General features: G+C 70.7%; 22 protein-coding genes and 1 pseudogene. 8 read left to right on the forward strand and 15 right to left on the reverse strand.

The genetic code is table 11. The features are described from left to right. Window positions 1-273 (forward strand): annotated as a pseudogene (locus tag BFF76_RS33710) (hypothetical protein); the annotation flags it as partial. On the opposite strand, the gene BFF76_RS11725 reads toward BFF76_RS33710, so the two are convergent. After that, complete coding sequence (locus BFF76_RS11725; protein ID WP_065848161.1) at window positions 214-1266, reverse strand: aldo/keto reductase; 1053 nt, start codon at window positions 1264-1266, stop codon at window positions 214-216. The pseudogene BFF76_RS33710 and the gene BFF76_RS11725 sit on opposite strands and share 60 nt — an antisense overlap. Before the next feature lie 186 nt (window positions 1267-1452). Between BFF76_RS11725 and BFF76_RS11730 the strand changes: the two genes are divergently transcribed. The 3 genes from BFF76_RS11730 (at window position 1453) to BFF76_RS11740 (ending at window position 3491) form a co-directional block, all read left to right on the forward strand. Next, window positions 1453-1860: a YciI family protein gene (locus tag BFF76_RS11730; RefSeq protein WP_053928913.1), complete on the forward strand. Its 408-nt coding sequence runs from the start codon at window positions 1453-1455 to the stop codon at window positions 1858-1860. An 8-nt stretch (window positions 1861-1868) separates the two neighbouring features. Beyond that, entirely contained in the window at window positions 1869-3014 is a 1146-nt protein-coding gene (locus BFF76_RS11735; protein ID WP_065848162.1) for an RNA polymerase sigma factor, read from the forward strand. A gap of 234 nt (window positions 3015-3248) precedes the next feature. Further along, window positions 3249-3491 carry a DUF6411 family protein gene (locus BFF76_RS11740; protein WP_053928914.1) on the forward strand — a complete coding sequence of 81 codons (243 nt, stop codon included), beginning with the start codon at window positions 3249-3251 and terminating at the stop codon, window positions 3489-3491. Between the two features lie 512 nt (window positions 3492-4003). Here BFF76_RS11740 and hemB read toward each other — a convergent pair. Further along, window positions 4004-4999: a porphobilinogen synthase gene (gene hemB / locus BFF76_RS11745; RefSeq protein ID WP_053928915.1), complete on the reverse strand. Its 996-nt coding sequence runs from the start codon at window positions 4997-4999 to the stop codon at window positions 4004-4006. Between the two features lie 845 nt (window positions 5000-5844). Between hemB and BFF76_RS11750 the strand changes: the two genes are divergently transcribed. Next, window positions 5845-6183: a MerR family transcriptional regulator gene (locus BFF76_RS11750; protein ID WP_031098306.1), complete on the forward strand. Its 339-nt coding sequence runs from the start codon at window positions 5845-5847 to the stop codon at window positions 6181-6183. 135 nt (window positions 6184-6318) lie between these two features. Here the strand turns inward: BFF76_RS11750 and BFF76_RS11755 are convergent, their stop codons facing one another. The 5 genes from BFF76_RS11755 to BFF76_RS11775 form a co-directional block, all read right to left on the reverse strand. Then, window positions 6319-7986, reverse strand: coding sequence for a bifunctional uroporphyrinogen-III C-methyltransferase/uroporphyrinogen-III synthase (locus tag BFF76_RS11755; protein WP_053928916.1), 1668 nt, complete (start codon window positions 7984-7986; stop codon window positions 6319-6321). Then, entirely contained in the window at window positions 7983-8969 is a 987-nt protein-coding gene (gene hemC / locus BFF76_RS11760; RefSeq protein WP_031098301.1) for a hydroxymethylbilane synthase, read from the reverse strand. The genes BFF76_RS11755 and hemC overlap by 4 nt, the downstream gene beginning before the upstream one ends. Further along, complete coding sequence (locus BFF76_RS11765) at window positions 8966-10459, reverse strand: glutamyl-tRNA reductase (protein WP_065848163.1); 1494 nt, start codon at window positions 10457-10459, stop codon at window positions 8966-8968. Before BFF76_RS11765 ends, hemC begins: the two co-directional genes overlap by 4 nt. Beyond that, the gene (locus BFF76_RS11770) at window positions 10456-11244 is read right to left on the reverse strand and encodes a redox-sensing transcriptional repressor Rex (RefSeq protein ID WP_031098299.1); all 789 of its coding nucleotides are present in this window, start codon (window positions 11242-11244) and stop codon (window positions 10456-10458) included. The genes BFF76_RS11765 and BFF76_RS11770 overlap by 4 nt, the downstream gene beginning before the upstream one ends. Window positions 11245-11529: 285 nt before the next feature. Then, window positions 11530-11805, reverse strand: coding sequence for a glutaredoxin family protein (locus tag BFF76_RS11775; protein WP_031098298.1), 276 nt, complete (start codon window positions 11803-11805; stop codon window positions 11530-11532). Between the two features lie 177 nt (window positions 11806-11982). On the opposite strand from BFF76_RS11775, the gene BFF76_RS11780 reads away from it, so the two are divergent. The 3 genes from BFF76_RS11780 to BFF76_RS11790 all read left to right on the forward strand — a co-directional run bounded on the left by BFF76_RS11780 (window position 11983) and on the right by BFF76_RS11790 (window position 15496). Next, window positions 11983-12924 carry an HAD family hydrolase gene (locus BFF76_RS11780; protein WP_053928918.1) on the forward strand — a complete coding sequence of 314 codons (942 nt, stop codon included), beginning with the start codon at window positions 11983-11985 and terminating at the stop codon, window positions 12922-12924. A gap of 389 nt (window positions 12925-13313) precedes the next feature. Then, window positions 13314-14090 (forward strand): ECF subfamily RNA polymerase sigma factor, BldN family, encoded by a 777-nt coding sequence (locus BFF76_RS11785; protein ID WP_031098294.1) that lies wholly within the window; start codon window positions 13314-13316, stop codon window positions 14088-14090. Between the two features lie 209 nt (window positions 14091-14299). Continuing rightward, window positions 14300-15496 carry a DUF5667 domain-containing protein gene (locus tag BFF76_RS11790; protein WP_031098292.1) on the forward strand — a complete coding sequence of 399 codons (1197 nt, stop codon included), beginning with the start codon at window positions 14300-14302 and terminating at the stop codon, window positions 15494-15496. Between the two features lie 102 nt (window positions 15497-15598). On the opposite strand, the gene BFF76_RS11795 is transcribed toward BFF76_RS11790, so the two are convergent. From BFF76_RS11795 to BFF76_RS11825, 8 genes are all read right to left on the reverse strand, one after another. Beyond that, window positions 15599-16645 (reverse strand): lysophospholipid acyltransferase family protein, encoded by a 1047-nt coding sequence (locus BFF76_RS11795; protein WP_065848164.1) that lies wholly within the window; start codon window positions 16643-16645, stop codon window positions 15599-15601. Between the two features lie 16 nt (window positions 16646-16661). Next, on the reverse strand, window positions 16662-17732 hold the full coding sequence (locus BFF76_RS11800) for an NAD-dependent epimerase/dehydratase family protein (RefSeq protein WP_065848165.1): 1071 nt from the start codon (window positions 17730-17732) through the stop codon (window positions 16662-16664). Between the two features lie 240 nt (window positions 17733-17972). Continuing rightward, the gene (locus BFF76_RS31235) at window positions 17973-18071 is read right to left on the reverse strand and encodes a 30S ribosomal protein bS22 (protein ID WP_003948845.1); all 99 of its coding nucleotides are present in this window, start codon (window positions 18069-18071) and stop codon (window positions 17973-17975) included. Between the two features lie 110 nt (window positions 18072-18181). Then, on the reverse strand, window positions 18182-18394 hold the full coding sequence (locus BFF76_RS11805) for a helix-turn-helix domain-containing protein (protein ID WP_053928921.1): 213 nt from the start codon (window positions 18392-18394) through the stop codon (window positions 18182-18184). 128 nt (window positions 18395-18522) lie between these two features. After that, window positions 18523-19338: a phosphatase gene (locus tag BFF76_RS11810; protein WP_053928922.1), complete on the reverse strand. Its 816-nt coding sequence runs from the start codon at window positions 19336-19338 to the stop codon at window positions 18523-18525. Between the two features lie 74 nt (window positions 19339-19412). After that, the gene (locus BFF76_RS11815) at window positions 19413-20585 is read right to left on the reverse strand and encodes an acetoin utilization protein AcuC (RefSeq protein WP_031098284.1); all 1173 of its coding nucleotides are present in this window, start codon (window positions 20583-20585) and stop codon (window positions 19413-19415) included. Next, window positions 20554-21756, reverse strand: coding sequence for an MFS transporter (locus BFF76_RS11820; RefSeq protein ID WP_053928923.1), 1203 nt, complete (start codon window positions 21754-21756; stop codon window positions 20554-20556). Before BFF76_RS11820 ends, BFF76_RS11815 begins: the two co-directional genes overlap by 32 nt. Window positions 21757-21798: 42 nt before the next feature. Beyond that, entirely contained in the window at window positions 21799-22446 is a 648-nt protein-coding gene (locus tag BFF76_RS11825; RefSeq protein WP_031098282.1) for an HAD family hydrolase, read from the reverse strand. Window positions 22447-22486: the final 40 nt, after the last annotated feature.

Here is a 22486-nt window from a genome sequence, read left to right on the forward strand (position 1 = left end):
TCCTGGACCGGACTGGCCGCCACCATCGGCAGGTTCGACGCCGACATCGAGGTCGTCGGCCCGGCGGAACTGACGGCCGCCTTCGCGCACCTGGCCCGCCGCTACGCCGACGCGGCCTCCCCGGGCCGACCGGCTTTCACCGTCACCCCCACCACCCGTCCGCCTACGCCGCCTACGCCGCCCGGAGCTGACCGGCCCCCTCGGCCGAAGGGCTCAGCCCGCAGCCGCCCGCTCCCCGGCCGGGCGCCTGCGCCAAGCACGTTCGGTGAGTGACGGCGGCTGCCAGGCGCCGTCGGCCTGGTAGAGGTCGGTGCCGGGCGCCACGATCTCGTCGATACGGTCGAGCACCGCATCATCGAGCAGCAGGTCAGCCCCCTTGAGCAGGGAGGTGAGCTGGTCCATGGTGCGCGGGCCGATGATCACCGATGTGACGGCCGGGTGCACCAGCGGGAAGGCGACGGCCAGTTCCGGCAGGGTGCAGCCCACCTCCTCGGCGAGAACGGCGAGCCGCTCGACGGCCGCGAGTTTCGCGGCGTTGCCCGGGACGGCAGGGTCGAAGCGGTGCGGAGTGAGCTTGGCGCGGCCGGTGGTGAGATCGGCAGGCCGGCCCTCGCGGTAGGCGCCGGACAGGAATCCCGAGGCGAGCGGTGACCACGTCAGCACTCCCATGCCCAGGCGCTGCGCGGTGGGCAGCACGGACCGTTCGAGGCCGCGCGCGAGGACCGAGTACGGCGGCTGCTCCGTGCGCAGCCGCATCAGCCCGCGCCGCTCCGCGACGTGGTGGGCCTCGACGATGTCCTCGGCGGGAAACGTGGAGCAGCCGAACGTCCGGATCTTGCCCGCCGTCACCAGGTCACTGAGGACGGACAGCGTCTCCTCGACGTCGGTGGTGTGGTCAGGACGGTGCACCTGGTAGAGGTCGATCCAGTCCGTACCCAGGCGCCGCAGGCTGTCCTCGACGGCCGTGACGATCCAGCGGCGCGAGTTGCCGCCGCGGTTGCGTCCCTCCCCCATCGGGAAGTGCACCTTGGTGGCGAGCACGACCTCGTCGCGTCTGCCCTTGAGCGCCTTGCCGACGATCTCCTCGCATTCGCCGGCCGAGTACATGTCGGCGGTGTCCACGAAGTTGATTCCGGCGTCCAGCGCGGTGTGGATGATGCGTGCGCTGTCCTCGTGGTCGGGGTTGCCGACGGCACCGAACATCATCGTGCCGAGGCAGTGGGTGCTGACCTCGATGCCGGTCTTGCCGAGAGCTCGATAGCGCATGGCCGTACTCCGTCGCAGGCGGGATGAGGAGCGTCAGCCTAGGAGTTGGAGTGCACTCGATGGCAAGGGGCCGGGCTGCTTCAAGAAAGCTCAAAAAAATCGGACGGCGATGTCGAGAACCCGCGTCCAGCTCCGTCCCCGGGGTGAACGCGACCACAATGGGTCGCACCAGCGAGGAGGAACACCATGGCCAAGTACCTGCTGCTCAAGCACTACCGGGGCGCTCCGGCCGCGGTCAACGACGTCCCCATGGACCGGTGGACGCCGGAGGAGATCTCGGCCCACATGCAGTACATGAACGACTTCGCGGCCGGGCTGGAGAAGACGGGCGAGTTCGTCGACGGTCAGGCGCTCGCCCCCGAGGGGGCGTGGGTCCGCTACGACGGGGAGGGGCGCCCGCCGGTCACCGACGGACCGTTCGCGGAGACCAAGGACCTCATCGCCGGCTGGATGATCATCGACGTCGACAGCTACGAGCGCGCCGTCGAGCTGGCCGGGGAACTGTCGGCCGCCCCCGGTGCGGGCGGGAAGCCGATCCACGAGTGGCTGGAGGTGCGCCCGTTCCTGACCGCGCCGCCCACCATCACGGAGTGACCTCATCGATGGACGAGGCCCTGCTGAGGAGCCTCACGCCGAGCGTGCTCGGGATCCTCGTCCGCCGCGGAGCAGACTTCGCGGCGGCCGAGGACGCCGTGCAGGAGGCGCTCGTCGAGGCGCTCCGCGTCTGGCCGGCCGGCCGGCCACGGGATGCGAAGGGCTGGCTCGTCACCGTGGCCTGGCACAAGTTCCTCGACGTGACGCGCGCCGACGCCTCCCGCCGCCGGCGGGAGGACCGCGTCGACGAGGAGCCGCCGCCCGGTCCCGCGCCCACCGTGGACGACACACTCCAGCTCTACTTTTTGTGCGCCCACCCGTCGCTGACGCCGTCGTCCGCGGTCGCGCTCACGCTGCGCGCCGTCGGCGGGCTGACCACCCGCCAGATCTCCCGGGCCTACCTGGTGCCCGAGGCGACCATGGCGCAGCGGATCAGCAGGGCCAAGCGCACCGCCTCCGGTGTGCGTCTCGACCGGCCCGGCGACGTCGCGACCGTGCTGCGCGTCCTCTATCTGGTCTTCAACGAGGGCTACTCCGGTGACGTCGACCTCGCCGCCGAGGCCATCCGGCTCACCCGGCAGCTCGCGGCCGCGATCGACCACCCCGAGGTGGCGGGGCTGCTCGCCCTCATGCTGCTCCACCACGCCCGGCGTGCGGCCAGGACCGCACCCGACGGCAGCCTGGTGCCGCTCGCCGAGCAGGACCGCGGCCGGTGGGACACCGTGTCGATCGCCGAGGGTGTCGGGATCCTCCAGGCGGCTCTCGCGCGTGACCGGCTGGGCGAGTTCCAGGCCCAGGCCGCCATCGCGGCACTCCACGCCGACGCGCCCACCACCGAGGAGACCGACTGGGTGCAGATCGTCGAGTGGTACGACGAGCTCGCACGCCTGACCGACAGCCCGGTCGTCAGGCTCAACCGCGCGGTCGCCGTCGGGGAGGCCGACGGACCCCGCGCCGGTCTGGCGGCGCTCGCGGCGCTGGACGCCTCACTGCCCCGCCACACAGCGGTGGCGGCGTACCTCCACGAGCGCGACGGCGATCCGGCGACGGCGGCACGGCTGTACGCCGAGGCGGCCCGCAAGGCACCCGACCTCTCCGAACGCGACCACCTGACCCGCCAGGCCGCCCGGCTCAACGCCCGGCGACGTCACTGACGGACCGCGCACTGATCTCCGGCGTCAGGCCCTGAGCACGTCGCGCAGCCCGGCGACGCAGATGCGCACATCCCGTTCGGCAGGCAGCCGACGGCGGCTTCCCGCACCTCCTGGCCGGGCAGCCGGCAGAGGCCGCCGGGCAGAGCCTCGGGGCGCCCCGGCACCCCGCACTTGACGCATACGCCGTGATTGACGGGGCACGCGGCAGACACACCTCATCCCAAGGAGCCTTTCATGATGGTTGTCGGCATCGTCGCAGTCTGTGTCGTTCTGGCTGTTCTCGCCTTCCTCGTCCCCCGGCTGTCCCGGCACCCCGAACGCGGCACCCAGCGCACCCTGGGAGCCGGTTCACGCGCCGGAGGCAAAGCCCCCGGAATCCTGGGCCGGATCCTCAGCAAGCCATTCCGCAGCAGCTCCAACGCCGTAAGCCGCAGCGGCTCGGCCGGCCGCCGCACCCGAGGCCGTATGCCCTTCTGACGATGCAACCTCGCCTCAGGCCGTCCACGACCCGAACGGCCGGACCGGATTGCGGCCGGAGGTGATGGGCTCCGGCCGGGTGGAGTGCGGCGGGGAGGGCCGGCCCCGGGCGGCGCCCAGCGCGAGGACGCCGGCGGCGCGCCTGGCCGGCGAGGACGGCCCCGCACCAGGTAGGACGTGGTCCTGGCCGATGGGGCGTACACCTCCCGCGCGATCCCCGGACACCTGCGCAAGCGCGGTATCAGGGCGGTGATTCCCGTTCCGGCCGATCAACGCGGCCACCGCCTGAGGCGCCGAAGCCAGGGGCTGCAGGCCACCAGCCTTCGACCGCGGGGCATACGAACGCTGCATCAACCGACTGAAGCAGCGGCAGGGCGTCGCCACCCGCCACGAGAGGACCGCGACCATCTACCTGGCCGGACTCCACATTGCGGGAACCTTCCTCCGGTCTGTCCGCCGATCCAGACGAAACGGCCCAGCTGGACCGTGCCCCACGTCCGCTCCGCCAGGATTCAGCCCCTCAGCCGCTGCGCGACCTCCGTCGCCCAGTACGTCAGGATCATCCGCGCACCCGCGCGCCGGATGCCCGTCAGGCTCTCCAGGATCGCCGCGTCCCGGTCGATCCAGCCCTTCTCCGCGGCGGCCTCGATCATCGAGTACTCGCCGCTGATCTGGTACGCCGCGACCGGCACGTCCACCGACTCGGCGACCTTCGCCAGGATGTCCAGGTACGGTCCGGCGGGCTTGACCATGACCATGTCGGCGCCCTCCTCGAGGTCGAGCGCCAGCTCGCGCATCGACTCGCGGATGTTCGCCGGGTCCTGCTGGTACGTCTTGCGGTCACCCTGGAGCGAGGAACCGACGGCCTCACGGAACGGGCCGTAGAAGGCCGAGGAGTACTTGGCGGTGTAGGCGAGGATCGACACGTCCTCATGGCCCGTCTGGTCCAGCGCGTCGCGGATCACCCCGACCTGGCCGTCCATCATGCCGCTGGGCCCCACCACATGGGCGCCCGCGTCCGCCTGGACCTGGGCCATCTCGGCGTACCGCTCCAGCGTCGCGTCGTTGTCCACCCGGCCGTCGTCGGTCAGCACCCCGCAGTGGCCGTGATCGGTGTACTCGTCCAGACAGAGGTCGGACATGATCACCAGGTCGTCCCCGACCTCTTCCCGCACCGCCCGCAGAGCCACCTGGAGAATGCCCTCCGGGTCGGTGCCCGCCGTGCCCCGGGCATCCTTCTTCCCGTCCAGCGGGACCCCGAAGAGCATGATCCCCGAGACGCCCGCCGCGACCGCGTCGACCGCGGCCTTCCGCAGCGTGTCCAGGGTGTGCTGCTGCACGCCCGGCATGGCCGAGATGGCGACCGGCGCGTCGATTCCCTCGCGTACGAACGCGGGCAGGATCAGGTTCGCCGGGTCGAGCCGGGTCTCGGCCACCATGCGCCGCATGACGGGGGTCGTCCGCAGCCGGCGGGGCCGCGAGCCGGGGAAGTTTCCGTACTCAGTCATCCTTCGAGACTAGACCCGCACACATCGGCAGTTTACCGACAGCCGGGCCGGAAAAACCGGCCTCGGGGCGACCGGCTCGCTCCCGCTCTTCCCTGAGGCGGGGTGATTACCTCATCGCCGAGCGCCTAAAAATCTATGGCGCCCAGAGTAGACATTGGGTGGTGGCGTGGTTATGGTTTATCTCGTAGCCCAGAGAGACAGCAGGGCCTGGCAGAGATGAACTGCCGGTCAGCAGTACCGCAGTTGCAGTTCGCATGACGGTGCGGTGGTGGAGTTCCGAAGCCAGGGCTTTCGCAGGACGGCGACGGGACTGACGACCGGACCGGGTGGCCCGTAGTGATGAGGGGCCGCCGCCAGCAGTACCGCGGTTCACGAAGTAGCAGTGTGCAAGTGCAGTTCGTCGTACGCAGCAGTGAAGTCAACGAGCAGCACCTCGGTGAAGGCGTCGGCTGCGGACGCGCGCACCGGGAGGTTCGGCAGTGGGGTTCCAAGCCAGAGCAGACGCAGGACGGGCGACGGGGCTGGCTGCCGGAGAGGGGCGCCGACACGGGCCCCGGCAACACCAGCAGTACGAAAGTGATTGATCCCAGAGGGAAGAACGGAGGAGCAGACGCCATCAGGATCGCCCGGGCGGAAAGCCTGAGCCCGGGTACCGCAGGACATCGATAGTGAGGTGGTCTCCGGTCAAGCAACCGCGATCCCCGCAACCCCGACAGCACTCAGGTCGGGCCCGCGGAAACAGAAGGCCGGCGCAGTATCAGGGCCGGCAGATGGTGTAGCAGTTCCTTCGGGGCCCTGGTGCCAATGGCACCAGGGCCCCTCCACGCGTTCCACAGAGAGGTGAGATGACAGCAGACGACTCGTTCGGCCGTCTCGACGACGACGACTACCCCGCCTACACCATGGGCCGGGCCGCGGAGATGCTCGGAACCACCCAGGGCTTCCTGCGCGCCATCGGCGAAGCCCGCCTCATCACCCCGCTCCGCTCCCCCGGCGGCCACCGCCGCTACTCCCGCTACCAACTGCGCATCGCCGCACGCGCCCGAGAACTCGTCGACCAGGGCACGCCCATCGAGTCCGCCTGCCGCATCATCATCCTCGAGGACCAACTCGAAGAAGCGCAGCGCATCAACGCCGAGTTCCGCCGCACCGCGGAATCGACGGACTCCACCACCGCACCCTGAGACGGGCGGACCGACCTCCCTGAGAGCTTGGGGCGGCCCCACCGGCGACCTCACGGACCGGGACCGGGCCCCCACGCAGAGGGCCCGGCCGCTTCACGAAGAAGCGACCGGGCCCCGCACATCCGTCGACGACCCTCAGGTCGTCGTCCTGCGACGCCGCGCACCGGGGCGCCGCTCGCTCGGCCGGGTCACCGGGTCACCGGCCTCCTTGGCCGCGTCCCTGCGCTGCGCGCCGAAGTCCGCCAGCGCCTGCGCCAGCTTGTGGACCGACGGCTCCGGGGACAGGACATCGACCCGCAGGCCGTGCTCCTCGGCGGTCTTCGCCGTGGCCGGACCGATGCACGCGATCACCGTCACGTTGTGCGGCTTGCCCGCGATACCGACCAGGTTTCGGACGGTCGAGGACGAGGTGAAGAGCACCGCGTCGAAACCGCCGCCCTTGATGGCCTCCCGGGTCTCGGCCGGCGGCGGCGAGGCGCGGACCGTGCGGTACGCGGTGACGTCGTCGACCTCCCAGCCCAGCTCGATGAGCCCGGCCACCAGGGTCTCGGTGGCGATGTCCGCACGCGGCAGGAACACCCGGTCGATCGGGTCGAAGACCGGGTCGTACGGCGGCCAGTCCTCCAGCAGACCGGCGGCCGACTGCTCACCCGACGGCACCAGATCCGGCTTCACGCCGAAGTCGATCAGCGCGGCACCGGTCTGCTCGCCGACGGCCGCGACCTTGATCCCGGCGAAGGCACGGGCGTCGAGCCCGTACTCCTCGAACTTCTCCCGCACGGCCTTCACCGCGTTCACCGAGGTGAACGCGATCCACTCGTAGCGGCCCGTGACCAGACCCTTGACCGCGCGCTCCATCTGCTGCGGCGTGCGCGGCGGCTCCACGGCGATCGTCGGAACCTCGTGCGGCACGGCGCCGTACGAACGCAGCTGGTCGGAGAGCGACGCCGCCTGCTCCTTCGTACGCGGCACGAGCACCTTCCAGCCGAACAGCGGCTTGGACTCGAACCACGCGAGCTGGTCGCGCTGTGCGGCGGAGCTGCGCTCCCCGACCACGGCTATCACCGGCTGGTGCCCGTCCGGCGACGGGAGGACCTTGGCCTGCTTCAGGACCTGGGCGATCGTCCCGAGGGTCGCCGTCCAGGTGCGCTGGCGGGTCGTCGTCCCGGCGATCGTCACCGTGAGCGGGGTGTCGGGCTTGCGCCCGGCCGAGACCAGCTCACCGGCGGCCGCGGCCACCGAGTCGAGCGACGCGGACACGACGGCCGTCGCGTCACTCGCGCCGACCTCGGACCAGCAGCGGTCCGAAGCGGTACGCGCGTCGACGAAACGCACATCAGCGCCCTGGGCGTCGCGCAGCGGCACACCGGCGTACGCGGGTACACCGACCGCGTTCGCGATGCCGGGCACGACCTCGAAAGGCACACCCGCGGCAGCGCAGGCGAGCATCTCCGCGCCCGTGTTGCCGTCCAGGCCGGGGTCGCCCGTGACGGCACGCACCACCCGCCTGCCGCCCTTCGCTGCCTCCATGACAAGATTGGCGGCGTCCCTGAGGACAGGTACTCCCGCGGGTGCTGACGCCACGTCAACAACCGCCATCTCAGGCGTGCTTACCCCTGCCCGCGCATGGCAGCGAACGACGTCGAGGACGTCCGGTTCGGCTACAAGGACGTCCGCGCTCGCAAGCGCCTCGACAGCGCGAAGAGTCAGCAGTCCGGGGTCGCCGGGACCGGCGCCGAGGAAGGTGACATGCCCTGAGGACAGGACAGGGAAGTCGGATACGACAGGGCCGGTGGGGCTCAAAGTGCTCGCTCCCCCATAAGACCGGCCGCACCCTTGGCGAGCATCTCGGCCGCGAGCTCGCGACCGAGGGCCGCCGCGTCGTCGTGCGACGTGGGGACGGGACCGGTGATGGACAGCTGCACCAGGGAAGTACCGTCGGTCGAACCGACGACACCGCGCAGGCGCAGTTCGTTGACAACCTGCCCTTCGGCCAGGAGGTCGGCCAGCGCACCCACAGGTGCGGAGCATCCGGCCTCCAGGGCGTTGAGCAGGGCACGCTCGGCGGTCACGGCGACCCGGGTGTACGGGTCGTCGAGCTCGGCGAGCGCTGCGGCGAGGTCCGCGCTGCTTTCAGCGCATTCGATCGCCAGTGCTCCCTGGCCGGGAGCGGGCAGGACGGTGTCGGCCGGCAGGAAGTCGGTGACCTCGTCCGTGCGTCCGAGGCGGCTGAGCCCGGCGGCGGCGAGTACCACCGCGTCCAGCTCCCCGCTTCGTACAAAACCAATACGCGTATCGACGTTGCCGCGAATCGCGACGGTCTCTATCTCGAGGCCGTGCGAGCGGGCGTACGCGTTGAGCTGCGCCATGCGGCGCGGCGAACCGGTCCCGATGCGGGCACCGGGCGGCAGCTGCGCGAAGGTCAGCCCGTCCCGCGCCACCAGTGCGTCGCGCGGATCCTCGCGCTCCGGCACGGCGGCCAGGACGAGGCCCTCCGGCTGTGTGGTCGGCAGGTCCTTGAGCGAGTGGACGGCGAAGTCCACCTCGCCGCTCAGCAGCGCCTCGCGCAGAGCCGCGACGAACACGCCGGTCCCGCCGATCTGCGCCAGGTGCTCCCGGGAGACGTCCCCGTACGTGGTGATCTCGACGAGCTCCACGGCACGCCCGGTCACCTCGCGGACGGCGTCGGCCACCATGCCGGACTGCGCCATGGCGAGCTTGCTGCGCCGGGTGCCTAGCCGGAGCGGTGTGGTGGTCTCCCCGCCCAGGGGTGAGTTGTCGGTCATGACCGCCCTCTATTCGGGTCGTTCAGGTCTGCCCGTGAGACGGCGGCCACCGTCTGCGGGTCGAGGTCGAAGAGTTCCCGCAGCGCATCGGCGTACCCGGCGCCGCCGGGCTCGCTGGCGAGCTGCTTGACCCGCACGGTGGGCGCGTGCAGGAGCTTGTCGACGACGCGGCGCACGGTCTGCGTGATCTCGGCGCGCTGCTTCTCGTCCAGATCGGGGAGGCGCCCGTCGAGCCGCGCGATCTCGCCGGCCACCACATCGGCGGCCATGGTGCGCAGGGCGACGACGGTCGGAGTGATGTGGGCGGCGCGCTGCGCGGCTCCGAAGGCGGCGACCTCGTCGACGACGATGGTGCGCACCTGGTCCACATCGGCGGCCATCGGGGCGTCAGCGGACGCCTCGGCGAGCGACTCGATGTCGACGAGGCGCACACCGGCGACGCGGTGGGCCGCACCGTCGATGTCACGCGGCATCGCGAGGTCGAGCAGGTGGAGGCGGGCGGGGCCGGTGACGGCCGGCCGCGCGGGCACCCGGCCCACGGCCCGGTCCTGTGCGGCAGCCGTGGCGGACCCGTTCTCCACCCACGCGGCGTGCTGGTCCAGGTCGTCGGGCGCTGGGGTGACCGGGGCCCGGGGCGCCGGGACCGCGGCGTCGAAGTCGACGCCGAGCGCATCCGCCACGGCCTCCGCCGTCAGCACGAGCCCCGTCGCGCCCGTACAGGACACGACGACATCGGCACGTGTCAGTTCGTCGGCGACCGCGGCCATCAGCACGGCGCGCGCCCTCGGGACACCGGCCTGGCCGAGGATCTCCACGAGCCGGTCGGCACGTGCCCGGGTCCGGTTGGCGACGACGATCTCCTCGACGCCCGCACGGGCCAGGGTGGCGGCGGCGAGCGAGGACATCGAGCCCGCGCCGATCACCAGGGCACGCTTGCCGGCCGCCCACTCCGTCACCTCGGCACCGTCGGCCAGCTGCTCGAGACCGAAGGAGACGAGCGACTGCCCGGCCCTGTCGATCCCGGTCTCGCTGTGGGCGCGCTTGCCGACCCGCAGGGCCTGCTGGAAGAGGTCGTTCAGCAGCCGGCCCGCCGTGTGGAGCTCCTGCCCCAGCGCGAGCGCGTCCTTGATCTGGCCGAGGATCTGGCCCTCGCCGACGACCATCGAGTCCAGCCCGCACGCCACCGAGAAGAGGTGGTGGACGGCACGGTCCTCGTAGTGCACATAGAGATAAGGAGTGAGCTCGTCCAGCCCGACCCCGCTGTGCTGCGCGAGGAGGGTGGACAGCTCGGCGACACCCGCGTGGAACTTGTCCACGTCCGCGTACAGCTCGATGCGGTTGCAGGTGGCCAGGACGGTGGCCTCGGTCGCGGGCTCCGCGGCGAGGGTGTCTGCGAGCAGCTTCGTCCGGGCATCGGCCGCCAGGGACGCCCGCTCCAGCACGGAGACGGGGGCACTGCGGTGGCTCAGACCTACGACCAGGAGACTCATGCCGGCATCACGGCGGGCATGTCCCCGTCAGGTCCCTTCCGGCCGGCGGGGGTGGCCCGCATCGGCGGCGCATCGGTGTCGGCGTCGCCGTCCACACCAGCCCTGCCGTCGGCAGCGGCCTCTTCGCCGGCCTTGCGCTGCTCGTGGAAGGCGAGGATCTGCAGCTCGATCGAGAGGTCGACCTTGCGCACGTCGACGCCGTCGGGCACGGAGAGCACCGTCGGCGCGAAGTTCAGGATGGATGTGACACCGGCGGCGACGAGACGGTCGCAGACCTGCTGGGCCGCGCCGGGCGGGGTGGTGATGACACCGATGGACACACCGTTGTCGCTGATGATGCGGTCCAGGTCATCGGTGTGCTGGACGGCGATCCCGGCCACGGGCGTACCCGCCATGGCGGGGTCGGCGTCGATCAGCGCGGCCACCCGGAAGCCACGGGAGGCGAAGCCGCCGTAGTTGGCGAGCGCGGCGCCGAGGTTACCGATACCGACGATCGCGACCGGCCAGTCCTGGGTGAGCCCCAGCTCACGGGAGATCTGGTAGACGAGGTACTCGACGTCGTAGCCGACCCCGCGGGTGCCGTAGGAGCCCAGATAGCTGAAGTCCTTGCGCAGCTTCGCGGAGTTGACTCCCGCCGCCGCGGCGAGTTCCTCGGAGGAGACCGTGGGAACCGAGCGCTCGGAGAGCGCCGTCAGTGCGCGGAGATACAGCGGAAGTCGGGCGACGGTGGCCTCGGGAATTCCTCGGCTACGGGTCGCCGGTCGGTGAGTTCGGCCAGTTGCCACGGTGCTCCTGCGGGATGAGCGGGGCTGCAGGCGGCCGTATGTCCTATGACCGCCCCGTCCACTGCAGGCTATGTCTTTGTGAACGCGTGCACAAAGATAGTGTCCGTTTTGTCTGGTCAAAGTGACCGGGGTCACGCATATTCCCCGCGCGCTCCCGGAACCGGGGACGCCGTCAGTCCGTTGCGGGCCCGAAGGGGGCAAGACGGTACACACTCCTCATGTCCACGCCCCCGAGACCACTCAAAACGCCCATGATGTTAACCGTCTTTCTCCCAGGAAGCCCCCTCACGTCCGCAGCGCCGTGCGCAGCCTGGCCGGGTCCACCCGCCAGAAGGTGTGCTGTTCGCCGTCGACCAGGACCACCGGGATCTGCTCCCAGTACTCCTTGTGCAGCGCCTCGTCCTGCGTGATGTCCCGCTCCACCCAGGACGCCCCGGTCTCCTCGCACACCGCGCTCACCACCAGCCGCGCATCGTCACAGAGGTGACACCCCGGCTTCCCCACGAGGGTCACCACCCGGTCCGCGGGCTTCTTCTTCGTACGACGCAGCAGAGCACTCATACCCTCATTCTGCGCCCCTCGCCGGACACCGCGGGGCACGGCCGGGGCTCGGCCGGGGCGCGGCCGGGGCGCGGCCGGGGCACGGAATCACCCGTTTAACGCCCCGGTCCCGGAGAGTTCACGCCGCCGCATCCCGCCGCGTCGGGAACAGCCGAACGGAATGGCTATGCTCACGACATGGCCGCTCTTGGATGGCTCACCCCCCGCAGGCGCCCCGCCACGGCACGCAGCGTGCTCGCAGGCGAGGCCGCAGCCGAGGCCGCGCAGAAGGCGGCGCTCCCGACCGGCACGGGAGAGCTGCCGGCCACCATCGAAGAGGCCCTGGAACCGGCGTTCCCGGTGGCCGGGGACACCCGCGCCGCCGCCTTCTTCGACCTCGACAACACCGTCATGCAGGGCGCCGCGATCTTCCACTTCGGGCGCGGCCTCTACAAGCGGAAGTTCTTCGAGCGCCGCGAACTGACCAGGTTCGCCTGGCAGCAGGCCTGGTTCAGGCTGGCCGGCGTCGAGGACCCGGAACACATGCAGGACGCCCGCGACAGCGCCCTGTCCATCGTCAAGGGCCACCGCGTCTCCGAGCTGATGTCCATCGGCGAGGAGATCTACGACGAGTACATGGCCGACCGCATCTGGCCCGGCACCCGCGCCCTCGCCCAGGCCCACCTCGACGCCGGGCAGAGGGTCTGGCTGGTCACCGCCGCCCCGGTGGAGACCGCCACGATCATCGCCCGCCGCCTGGGCCTCACCGGCGCCCTGGGCACGGTCGCCGAATCGGTCGACGGCGTCTACACCGGCCGGCTGGTCGGCGAGCCCCTGCACGGCCCGGCGAAGGCCGAGGCGGTCCGCGCACTGGCGGCGGCCGAGAGCCTGGACCTCGAGCGCTGCGCGGCCTACAGCGACTCGCACAACGACATCCCGATGCTCTCCCTGGTCGGCCACCCGTACGCGATCAACCCCGACTCCAAGCTGCGCAAGCACGCCCGCTCCCTGGACTGGCGGCTCCGCGACTACCGCACCGGCCGCAAGGCGGCCAAGGTCGGCATCCCGGCCGCGGCGGGCGTCGGCGCCCTGGCCGGCGGCACAGCCGCGGCCGTCGCACTCCACCGCCGCCGCCGCTGACCCCTCCCCCCTCGGCTCCCCCGCGCGTTCCCGCCTGCACGTGTGTACGGCGCGGGAGCGGCACGCCCGGGACGTACGCCCATTCGGGAGCGGAACAGAGTGCACGGGCACCCATCGCTCCGGCCAGTCGCGTTGCATCCGGACGACCACAACCCGTCGCCGCCGCAGGCACTTCTCGAAGCCATTCGATCAATATCCGGTCACGATGTGCCACCTGAACCGTCACTTAGAGGTTAAGGAAGCGACGTAATCGATGATTTGAGCAACTGGGTGTAGCACCGCCTGTACGAAGCGTTATTCTCCTCAGACGCACAAAGAGCCCGCCACCCGCTACCACGAGTGACGGTTTTCGAACTGCACGTGATGGAAGCTCTGCCTCTGGGAGTCCCGTGTACCCACACGTCGGGGTTGGCACCTCGGGCCTGGCTACGCTGCGCGCAACGGTCCTCGACCACTTGCGCGGCTTCGTCCCCACCGCGTACGCCGTCCCCCAATTCGCCACCCCTGTACCTGCCGGTCCTTGTTACGCCTTGGCCGAACGCAGCGCGGCCGTCGGAAGACGCACCACCCGCGGCGCCGCGGCCACGCCTGCCGTCCGCCGGCCCACAGCCGACAGCGACAGCGCGCGCATGATGGATCTCGTCGAGCGTGCGCAGGCCGGTGAGGCCGATGCCTTCGGCCGCCTGTACGACCAGTACAGCGACACCGTGTACCGGTACATCTACTACCGCGTGGGAGGCAAGGCGACAGCGGAGGACCTCACCAGCGAGACGTTTCTCCGCGCACTGCGCCGCATCTCCACCTTCACCTGGCAGGGCCGCGACTTTGGCGCCTGGCTGGTCACGATCGCTCGGAACCTGGTCGCCGACCACTTCAAATCCAGTCGTTTCCGGTTGGAAGTGACCACCGGCGAAATGCTCGACGCCAACGAGGTCGCGCGGAGCCCGGAGGACTCCGTCCTGGAATCCCTCTCCAACGCAGCCCTGCTGCAAGCCGTACGCCGGCTCAACCCACAGCAGCAGGAGTGCGTGACCCTGAGATTCCTGCAGGGCCTCTCGGTCGCCGAGACCGCGCGGGTCATGGGAAAGAACGAGGGCGCGATCAAAACCTTGCAGTACCGGGCCGTGCGGACACTCGCCCGACTCCTGCCGGACGACGCCCGCTGACGTCACCATCTGTGACGTGTCCGTGACACACCGATCGGTTCATTCTCGGTCCGTAACCCAACTGCCGAGCCACTCGTTGTGCCGGATGCAGGCCCCCTGTCGCCGTACCTGAACGTTTCCACTCGCTCGATCGTGTGGAAACGCCTCGGGTCGGCAACCGTCCGGACCCCCAGGGGAGTCGACCGTCATGACGAGAGGAGGTGCCGCCAGTGATCGCAAACGTCTCGGCACACCGGCGGGCGAACGCCTTCGCCCAGGCCCTGGAGGAGCAGTCCCCCAAGGGTGCGGCGGCCGTACAGCCCGAGGACCCGGCCCAACCGGCCGACCACGGAAAGCTGTTGGCCCTGGCGAACGGCCTCGGCGAGCTACCGGAGCCGGAATTCGATCCCGAGGTCAAAGTGGTGCAGCGAGCCCAGCTCGTCGCGGCCATGGAGACCATGTTCGCCGAAGGCGGTGCGTCCACGGGCCCTACGGTGCCCGAACAGCGGAGCAAGGGAGCCCACCGGGCGTCCCCGATCCGGAGGCTGCGCCCCCGCTCCCGCTGGGCGAAGGGCCTCACCGCGGGCGGGCTCACGGTCGGTGTGGCGGCGGGAGCGTTCGGCGGAGTGGCCGCTGCCAGTTCCGACGCCCTGCCGGGTGATTCCCTCTACCCGCTCAAGCGCGGCATGGAGGACATCAGCCTCGGCCTGGCCAACGGCGACGCCGACCGGGGCGAGGCCTACCTCGACCAGGCTTCGACACGCCTCAGCGAAGCCCGCCGGCTGATGGAGCGGGGCCGCTCCGGCGATATGGACCACGAATCGATCGGTGAGGTCAGACGCGCCCTCGACGGCATGACGCACGACGCCACCGAGGGCCACCGCCTGCTCCACACCGCCTACCGGCACAACGGGTCCCTCGGCCCGATCCAGACACTGGAGTCCTTCTCCAGCTCGCACCGCGCGAGCTGGAGCAGCCTTCGTGACCGGCTGCCCGTCCAGCTGACCGACATCAGCGACAGGGTCAGCTCCGTCTTCGAGGCCATGGACCAGGAAGTCGCGCCCCTGAAGTCCCTGCTGCCCCGCGCACAGGGCACCGGAGAAGACGCGCCTCCCGCCGTCTCCACGCAGAAGGACCGCGACTCATCCGCCACGGACCGCAGGGCTCCTTCGCCCTCCGCGGCACCGGACGACAGCGCGTCCGACAGCACCTCTCCGAAGCCCTCCGGCTCCGACAGCAGCCCGGCCGACGGCCTGCTCGACGGCGGCACGGACGGCCTGCTCGACGACCTCCCGACGGACGGCACCACCCCGTCGTCCCCGGGCGGCACGTCCGGCTCGAAACCCGCACCGGACGTCACCCTCCCGCCGCTGCTCCCGGGCCTGCTGCCCGGCCTGGGGGTCGAGGACGAGGACGTCGAACCGTAGGGAACCCGCACGTGGGAGGGGCCGTCCGGATCGGACGGCCCCTCTCACGCGTACCGCACGGAGTACGTTCCGCATGGCGTACGTACGCATGCGGTACGTACGTCAGAAGAAGACCGACCGGCGCTGCACCAGCAGCTTGTACAGCGTGTGCTGGATCTGCTCCCGCACCTGGTCCGTCAGGTTGAACATCAGCATCGGGTCCTCCGCCGCCTCCGGCGGATACCCGTCCGTGGGGATCGGCTCCCCGAACTGGATCGTCCACTTCGTCGGCAACGGCAGCATGCCCAGCGGCCCCAGCCACGGAAAAGTCGGCGTGACCGGGAAGTACGGGATGCCCAGGACCCGTGCCAGCGTCTTCGAGTTGCCGATCATCGGGTAGATCTCCTCCGCGCCCACGATCGAGCACGGCACGATCGGCACCCCGGCCCGCAGGGCCGTCGACACGAACCCGCCCCGCCCGAAGCGCTGCAGTTTGTACCGCTCGCTGAAAGGCTTCCCGATGCCCTTGAAGCCCTCGGGCATCACCCCGACGACCTCACCGGCCTGCAGCAGCCGCTCCGCGTCCTCCGCGCAGGCGAGGGTGTGCCCGGCCTTCCTGGCCAGCTCGTTGACCACCGGGAGCATGAAGACGAGATCGGCCGCGAGCAGCCGCAGATGCCGCTCGGCCGGGTGGTTGTCGTGCACCGCGACCTGGAGCATCAGCCCGTCCAGCGGCAGCGTCCCGGAGTGGTTGGCCACGATGAGCGCCCCGCCGTCGGACGGGATGTTCTCGATGCCCTTCACCTCGACACGGAAGTACTTGTCCGCGAGCGGCCTCAGCACCGACATGAGGACCTGGTCGGTCAGCTCCTCGTCGTAGCCGAACTCGTCGACGTCGTAATCACCCGTGAGCCGGCGCCGCAGAAACGCGAGTCCGCCCGCGATCCGCCGGTCCCAGCCGCTCCCAGGGCCCTTTCCACCGTCCTGGGCGGCGCCTGCGGCCTCGGCGGCCCCTTCCGGCACCTGACCGCCCGGCAGGGCGCTCACGGGCGCGGGGCCGGCCGACGAGGGCCCCTGGACCCGGCCGCCGCCCGGCAGCGCACCTCTGCGCCGGCCCGCGCCGGAGCGCGAACGGTCGTCGTCGAAGGGAATGACCTTGGCGTCCGCCATCGTCGGTCGCACTCCTCTACCTGGCCCCGTGCGTCGAATGTGTCGTGTCGGCCGGCCCCCCGGCCATCGGCAGCTCGGCCAGCCGCCCGACCGCCCTGCCCACCCGCTCGGGAGGCAGCAGCCCCGGCCCCCGGCTCCGCGCGAACTCCGCGAACGTGCCCGCCGTGGTGAACTTCGGCCGGAAGCCCAGTGTCTCGCGCATCTGCACGGTCGAGACCACCCTGCCGTGGGTCAGCAGCCGGATCTGCTCCGGCGAGAAGTCCGTCATCCCGACCGTACGCAGCGCCGTCCCCACCCAGGTGACGGCGGGCAGCAGCAGCGGCACGGTCGGCCGCCCCAGCCTGCGCGAGCACTGCGAGAGCAGCAGCACGCCGTCGCCCGCGATGTTGAACGTGCCGCTGTTCAGCGTGCCGCGCCGTGGTTCGCGGGCGGCGATCTCCAGCACGTCGACGACGTCGTCCTCGTGGACGAACTGCAGCCGGGGGTCGTACCCGAGGACCGTCGGCAGGACCGGCAGCGCGAGATAGTCGGCGAGCGGCGAGTCCGGATCGGGGCCCAGGATGTTCGCGAACCTCAGCACACACACGGCCACGTCCGGCCTGCGGCGCGCGAAGCCGCGGACATATCCCTCGACCTCCACCGCGTCCTTCGCGAAGCCGCCGCTCGGCAGGGACTTCGGCGGCGTCGTCTCGGTGAAGACCGCGGGGTCGCGCGGGGCGGAGCCGTACACACTGGTACTGGACTTGACCACGAGCCGCTGCACCGACGGGGACTTCTGGCAGGCACCGAGCAGCTGCATCGTGCCGATGACGTTGGTCTCCTTGGCGGTCGTCCGCCCGCCCGCGCCGAGCGCCTTCGCGGACACGTCGAGATGGACCACCGTGTCGACGGAGTGCTCGGCGAGGACCCTGGCGATCGCCGACTGGCGGATGTCCGCCAGGACGAACTCCGCGTCGCCCAGCTGATGCCCGGGCGAGACCGCGTCCACCGCGATCACCCGGTCCACACCGGGGTCGCGCTGGATACGCCGCACGAAGCGGCCTGAGAGCTGCCGGGCCGCGCCTGTGACGAGCACGATCTTCCCCAAGATCAGCGCCTTCCCTCGATCGTCCGTCGAGCGGGGTCTTCCCCTGGCGTCACCGTAGTCGGTGGATGTTGCCCTGTGATGACCCCAGGCGGGCTTTACCGAACCGATGGCGGGAATTCCACCGGATCCGCCCTACGGCTCCACAGCCGGGAACACGGGACAGGAACACGGCCCGGGAAACGCACCGAGGCCCTCCCACCAGAACGGCGGAAGGGCCTCGGACTCACGAACTGCGTTCGCTTACTTCTTGTTGCGACGCTGAACGCGCGTGCGCTTGAGCAGCTTGCGGTGCTTCTTCTTGGCCATCCGCTTGCGCCGCTTCTTGATAACAGAGCCCACGACTACCCTCGCTCACTTCATCTTCACTGGTGCGGGGCGTCTGGGCCCACACGACCTACGTCGGCCTAGCCTACCCGCCACTGGGTGAGGGGCGTAATCCGAGGGCAACCTCAGGCCGACTCCACCCCCACGAAGGACTCGCGAAGATACTCGTGAACCGCTTGCTCCGGGACCCGGAAGGACCTTCCCACCCTGATCGCCGGCAGATGACCGCTGTGCACCAAGCGGTACACGGTCATCTTCGACACCCTCATGACCGAGGCGACTTCCGCCACGGTCAGAAACTTGACCTCGGAAAGAGGCCTCTCACTGCCAGCAGCCATGACCCACCTGTACCTTCCGCACGAGACGCGCACCGGCTTCCCCTCCGGTGACTCTTCGTCGTTGTGCGCTCACTCCCCAGATTAGGGGCGGGTGATGCGAGTGGGGAAGAGGTGAGGCGATCGGCCGCCTACTGTGACAGACGCGCCCGATTGAGCACATACCGGGTCAGCGGCCGGTAGTAGTCCGGCCTCACACCGTCATCAAGCGGAACGGCCACGGACACCCGCCCCTCGGCCTCACCCACGAACAGCGCGGGGTCATCCGTGTCCGCCAGCCCGATGGCCTCGATCCCCAGCTGACCTGCACCGCAGACCCAGCCGTGGTCCCCGACGACCAGCTCGGGCAGCACTCCCCGAGCCTCCACCGCCTCCTCCAGCACAGCTCGAACCGGCAGCGGCGAATGGGTGTGTGCGCCGGTCGCACTCCCGGGCACCCGCACGCCCGGTTCGCGCACCAGCGCGACACCCCGTACGTAGTCGAGGTAGTACGTACGTACGCCGAACCGGGTCGTCATGTCGACACTTCGGCCCTGCGCGGGGGTGAGCACCGCACATCCGGCCGCCGACAAAGCGTCTGCCAGACCGGCGTAGAACCCGAGCAGCCGGTGCGGATGCCCGGTGCCGAACAGCACCGGAGCCCGCCTCTCCGCGGCACCGGCGATGCACTGCGCGAACGCGTCCAGAGCGGCCAGGGTCCGCTCGGGATCGATCACGTCCGGACCTGACACATGACCAGGATCGTCCGAGACCCCGCACTTGTCGGCCATCAGCCGCAGGAGGTCGCGCTCGCCCCACGCACGGTCCGGATCGAGTCCGAGCAGCACCCGGGGGTCCCTCGCCGCGAAAAGCCGATAACTCCGCAGGCTGGTCTCCCGCGGCGTGGCCACGGGCCCGGCGATCCGGGCCGCCAGCAGATGGGCGCGCAGCGCTCCGGTGCTCAACACCCTCCCGATGCTCCCGCACGGGAAGCACCCCCGGGCCGGAACCCGGATACCGCACCACCGTTGGCGTAACGGGATCAGGTCAGCAGGCCCCGCAACGGGAACACCGAACGCCGGGTCGCCAGCACCGCCTGGTCCAGCCGGTCCGCCGGGTCGTACCCGTCCTCCCACGGCTTCCACGAAGGCGTACGCCCGTCCGTCATACGAGCCGGGCCCAACTGCCGTGTACGGGCGTAGACCTCGTCCCGCCACGACGACGGGATCACCGACTCCGGATCCACCGGGGCGTGCGCGGCGATCCCCACGAGATGCGTCCAGGACCGCGGCACCACATCCACCACCGCGTAACCGCCGCCGCCCAGCGCCACCCAGCGCCCGTCCTCGGCGTAGGCGTGGGCGAGATCATGGCAGGCCGTCATGACGGCCCGCTGGGCGTCGAGCGACACCGCGAGGTGCGCCAGCGGGTCCTCGAAGTGCGTATCGGCGCCGTGCTGCGTCACCAGCACCTGCGGCCGGAAGTCCTCCAGCAGCTCGGGAACCACCGCGTGGAACGCCCGCAGCCACCCGGCGTCACCCGTACCCGCCGGAAGCGCCACGTTCACCGCACCGCCCTCACCCGCCCCGGCGCCGGTCTCCTCCGGCCAGCCCGTCTGCGGGAACAGCGTGCGCGGGTGCTCGTGCAGCGACACGGTCAGTACCCGGGGGTCCTCCCAGAACGCCGCCTGCACCCCGTCGCCGTGGTGCACGTCCACATCGACGTACGCCACCCGTTCCGCACCCAGCTCCAGCAGCCGGGCGATGGCGAGCGCCGGATCGTTGTACACACAGAAACCCGAGGCGGCCCCCGGCATCGCGTGGTGCAGTCCGCCCGTGAAATTCACGGCGTGCCGGCTCTCCCCGCGCCACACCGCCTCCGCGGCCCCCACCGAGAGCCCGGCGATGAGCGCCGACGCCTCGTGCATCCCGGCGAACGCCGGATCATCGACGGTCCCGAGCCCGTACGCCTGGTCGGCGGTGCCGGGAGCCGCCGACGCCGCACGCACGGCCGCCACGTAGTCCTCACGGTGCACGAGCCGCAGCGTGGAGTCCCCCGCGGACTTCGCCGACCGGACGTCCACCGACCCGTCGAGGCCGAACGCCCGGACCAGCCCCATCGTCAGGGCGAGTCTGACCGGGTCCATGGGGTGACTGGACCCGAAGTCGTATCCCGTTACTGCCTCATCCCACATCAGCTGCGCGCGCCCGCTCATGCCCGCCACCGTATCGGGCGGGTACCGTACCGAACGACCGGGCGTACACCAGCGTCGCGAGGACCAGCACCATGGGCACGAGCATCGCTCCGCGGTAGCTCCACGCGTCGCCGAGCGCCCCCACGAGCGGCGACCCCACGAGGAACCCCACGTAGTTGAAGACGTTCAGCCGGGCCACGGCCACATCACTCGCCCCGGGGAACATCCGCCCCGCCGCGGCGAAGGTCTGCGGCACGATCACACAGAGCCCCAGCCCCAGCAGGGTGAAGCCGAACATCCCCCACCAGGCCCCGGGCGCCACCGCCACCACGGCGAACCCCGCGGCGGCCAGCACACTGCCGCCCCGCACCACGGCCACCGCCCCGAACCGCCGCACCCCGAGGTCACCGACGGCCCGCCCCAGCAGCGTCGTCACCATGTAGACGTTGTACGGAACCGTCGCCAGCTGCTCCGAGCTGCCCAGCACGTCCTGCAGATACTTCGCGCTCCAGTTGGAGACCGTCGAGTCACCGATGTACGCGAAGGACATCACCAGGCAGAGCGGCAGCAGCAGCCTGAACGGCACGGACGCCCCCTGACCGGCCCCCTCCACGAGCACGTCCCCGCCGGTCCGCCCCTCCGCGTACCACCGGCTCCCGATCAGAGCCGCGGGCAGCAGGACTGCCACCGCCGGCAGATAGGACACCAGCAGCGACAGATCCCAGTGCGCACCGGCCCACGCCATCGACGCCCCGGCGATGCCGCCCAGGCTGTACGCGGCGTGGAAGCCGAGCATGATGCTGCGCCCGTACGCGCGCTGGAGGCTGACGCCCATCATGTTCATCGAGGCGTCCAGGGCCCCGACCGCCAGCCCGAAGAGGCCGAGCGCGAGCACCGCCTGCCAGACCTCGCTGCCGGCACCCACCCCGAGGAGGGCCAGCAGTACGACGGGCTGCGCCCACCGGAGCACGATGCCCGGCCGCACACGCGCGACCACCTTCTCGGTGGCCACGCTGCCGGCCCCCGCCAGCACGGGCACCGCTGCCAGGAAGACGGGCAGCAGCCCGTCGGATATCCCGTAACGGTCCTGAATGGCGGGGATGCGGGTCACCAGCAGGGCGAAGGTCACCCCCTGCACCAGGAAGCTGAACGCCAGGGAGGCTCTGCCGTACCGCGACCGCGCATCCGTCATGGCCGCGAGCGTAGAGCCCCGGTCCACCGCTGGGTAGATCGGTCAGGCGAGCAGTTTGGGGAGCTGCGACATGTCGGAGAAGTGTCCGGTGACCCCGCCGAGCCGGTCCGCCGGCATCATCGAGGTGAAGCCGTACACCTCCATGCCCGCCGCCCGGGCCGCTTCGACGCCGAGCGGACTGTCCTCGATCACGACGCACCGGTCCGGAGCGACGCCCATCCGTTCCGCGGCGTGGAGGAACAGGTCCGGGGCCGGCTTCCCTCTCCCGACGTCCTCGGAGCTGAAGATCCACTCCTCCTCAAACCACTGGTCGAGCCCGGTCCTGCGGTGCCCGGCCGCGATCTTCTGGTGGCTGCCGGACGAGGCGACGCAGTACGCCACCCCGTCGGCGACGAGCTCGCCCAGCAGGTCCTCGACCCCGTCGACCGCGGCCAGCTGCTCCTCCTGGAACGCGGCGAGTGTCCGGCGGTGCAGCTCCTCGTCGAAGTCCGCGGGGAGCTTCTGACTCGTCCGCTCGTCCACCAGGTCGTGCACCCGGTGGATGGCGGCCCCCATGTAGTCGCGGAGGGACTCCTCGTACGAGGTGGGGTGGCCGAGCTCCGTGAGGTAGCCGGCCAGGACCGTGTTGGAGATCGGCTCACTGTCGACGAGCACGCCGTCGTTGTCGAAGATGACCAGTTCGTAGCGCATGGTTCGACCCTAGACGCTCTGAACGCAGAAAAGCCCCGTG

The sequence above is a fragment of the Streptomyces mutomycini genome (genome assembly GCF_001700505.1).
GTDB classification, from domain to species: domain Bacteria; phylum Actinomycetota; class Actinomycetes; order Streptomycetales; family Streptomycetaceae; genus Streptomyces; species Streptomyces mutomycini.

Excerpts from the sequence above, each read along its gene's own strand:
- BFF76_RS11725 (WP_065848161.1), bottom strand. The coding sequence starts at position 1,266 with ATGCGCTATCGAGCTCTCGGCAAGACCGGCATCGAGGTCAGCACCCAC.
- BFF76_RS11730 (WP_053928913.1), top strand. The coding sequence starts at position 1,453 with ATGGCCAAGTACCTGCTGCTCAAGCACTACCGGGGCGCTCCGGCCGCG.
- BFF76_RS11735 (WP_065848162.1), top strand. The coding sequence starts at position 1,869 with ATGGACGAGGCCCTGCTGAGGAGCCTCACGCCGAGCGTGCTCGGGATC.
- BFF76_RS11740 (WP_053928914.1), top strand. The coding sequence starts at position 3,249 with ATGATGGTTGTCGGCATCGTCGCAGTCTGTGTCGTTCTGGCTGTTCTC.
- hemB (WP_053928915.1), bottom strand. The coding sequence starts at position 4,999 with ATGACTGAGTACGGAAACTTCCCCGGCTCGCGGCCCCGCCGGCTGCGG.
- BFF76_RS11750 (WP_031098306.1), top strand. The coding sequence starts at position 5,845 with ATGACAGCAGACGACTCGTTCGGCCGTCTCGACGACGACGACTACCCC.
- hemC (WP_031098301.1), bottom strand. The coding sequence starts at position 8,969 with ATGACCGACAACTCACCCCTGGGCGGGGAGACCACCACACCGCTCCGG.
- BFF76_RS11765 (WP_065848163.1), bottom strand. The coding sequence starts at position 10,459 with ATGAGTCTCCTGGTCGTAGGTCTGAGCCACCGCAGTGCCCCCGTCTCC.
- BFF76_RS11775 (WP_031098298.1), bottom strand. The coding sequence starts at position 11,805 with ATGAGTGCTCTGCTGCGTCGTACGAAGAAGAAGCCCGCGGACCGGGTG.
- BFF76_RS11780 (WP_053928918.1), top strand. The coding sequence starts at position 11,983 with ATGGCCGCTCTTGGATGGCTCACCCCCCGCAGGCGCCCCGCCACGGCA.
- BFF76_RS11795 (WP_065848164.1), bottom strand. The coding sequence starts at position 16,645 with ATGGCGGACGCCAAGGTCATTCCCTTCGACGACGACCGTTCGCGCTCC.
- BFF76_RS11805 (WP_053928921.1), bottom strand. The coding sequence starts at position 18,394 with ATGGCTGCTGGCAGTGAGAGGCCTCTTTCCGAGGTCAAGTTTCTGACC.
- BFF76_RS11815 (WP_031098284.1), bottom strand. The coding sequence starts at position 20,585 with ATGAGCGGGCGCGCGCAGCTGATGTGGGATGAGGCAGTAACGGGATAC.
- BFF76_RS11820 (WP_053928923.1), bottom strand. The coding sequence starts at position 21,756 with ATGACGGATGCGCGGTCGCGGTACGGCAGAGCCTCCCTGGCGTTCAGC.
- BFF76_RS11825 (WP_031098282.1), bottom strand. The coding sequence starts at position 22,446 with ATGCGCTACGAACTGGTCATCTTCGACAACGACGGCGTGCTCGTCGAC.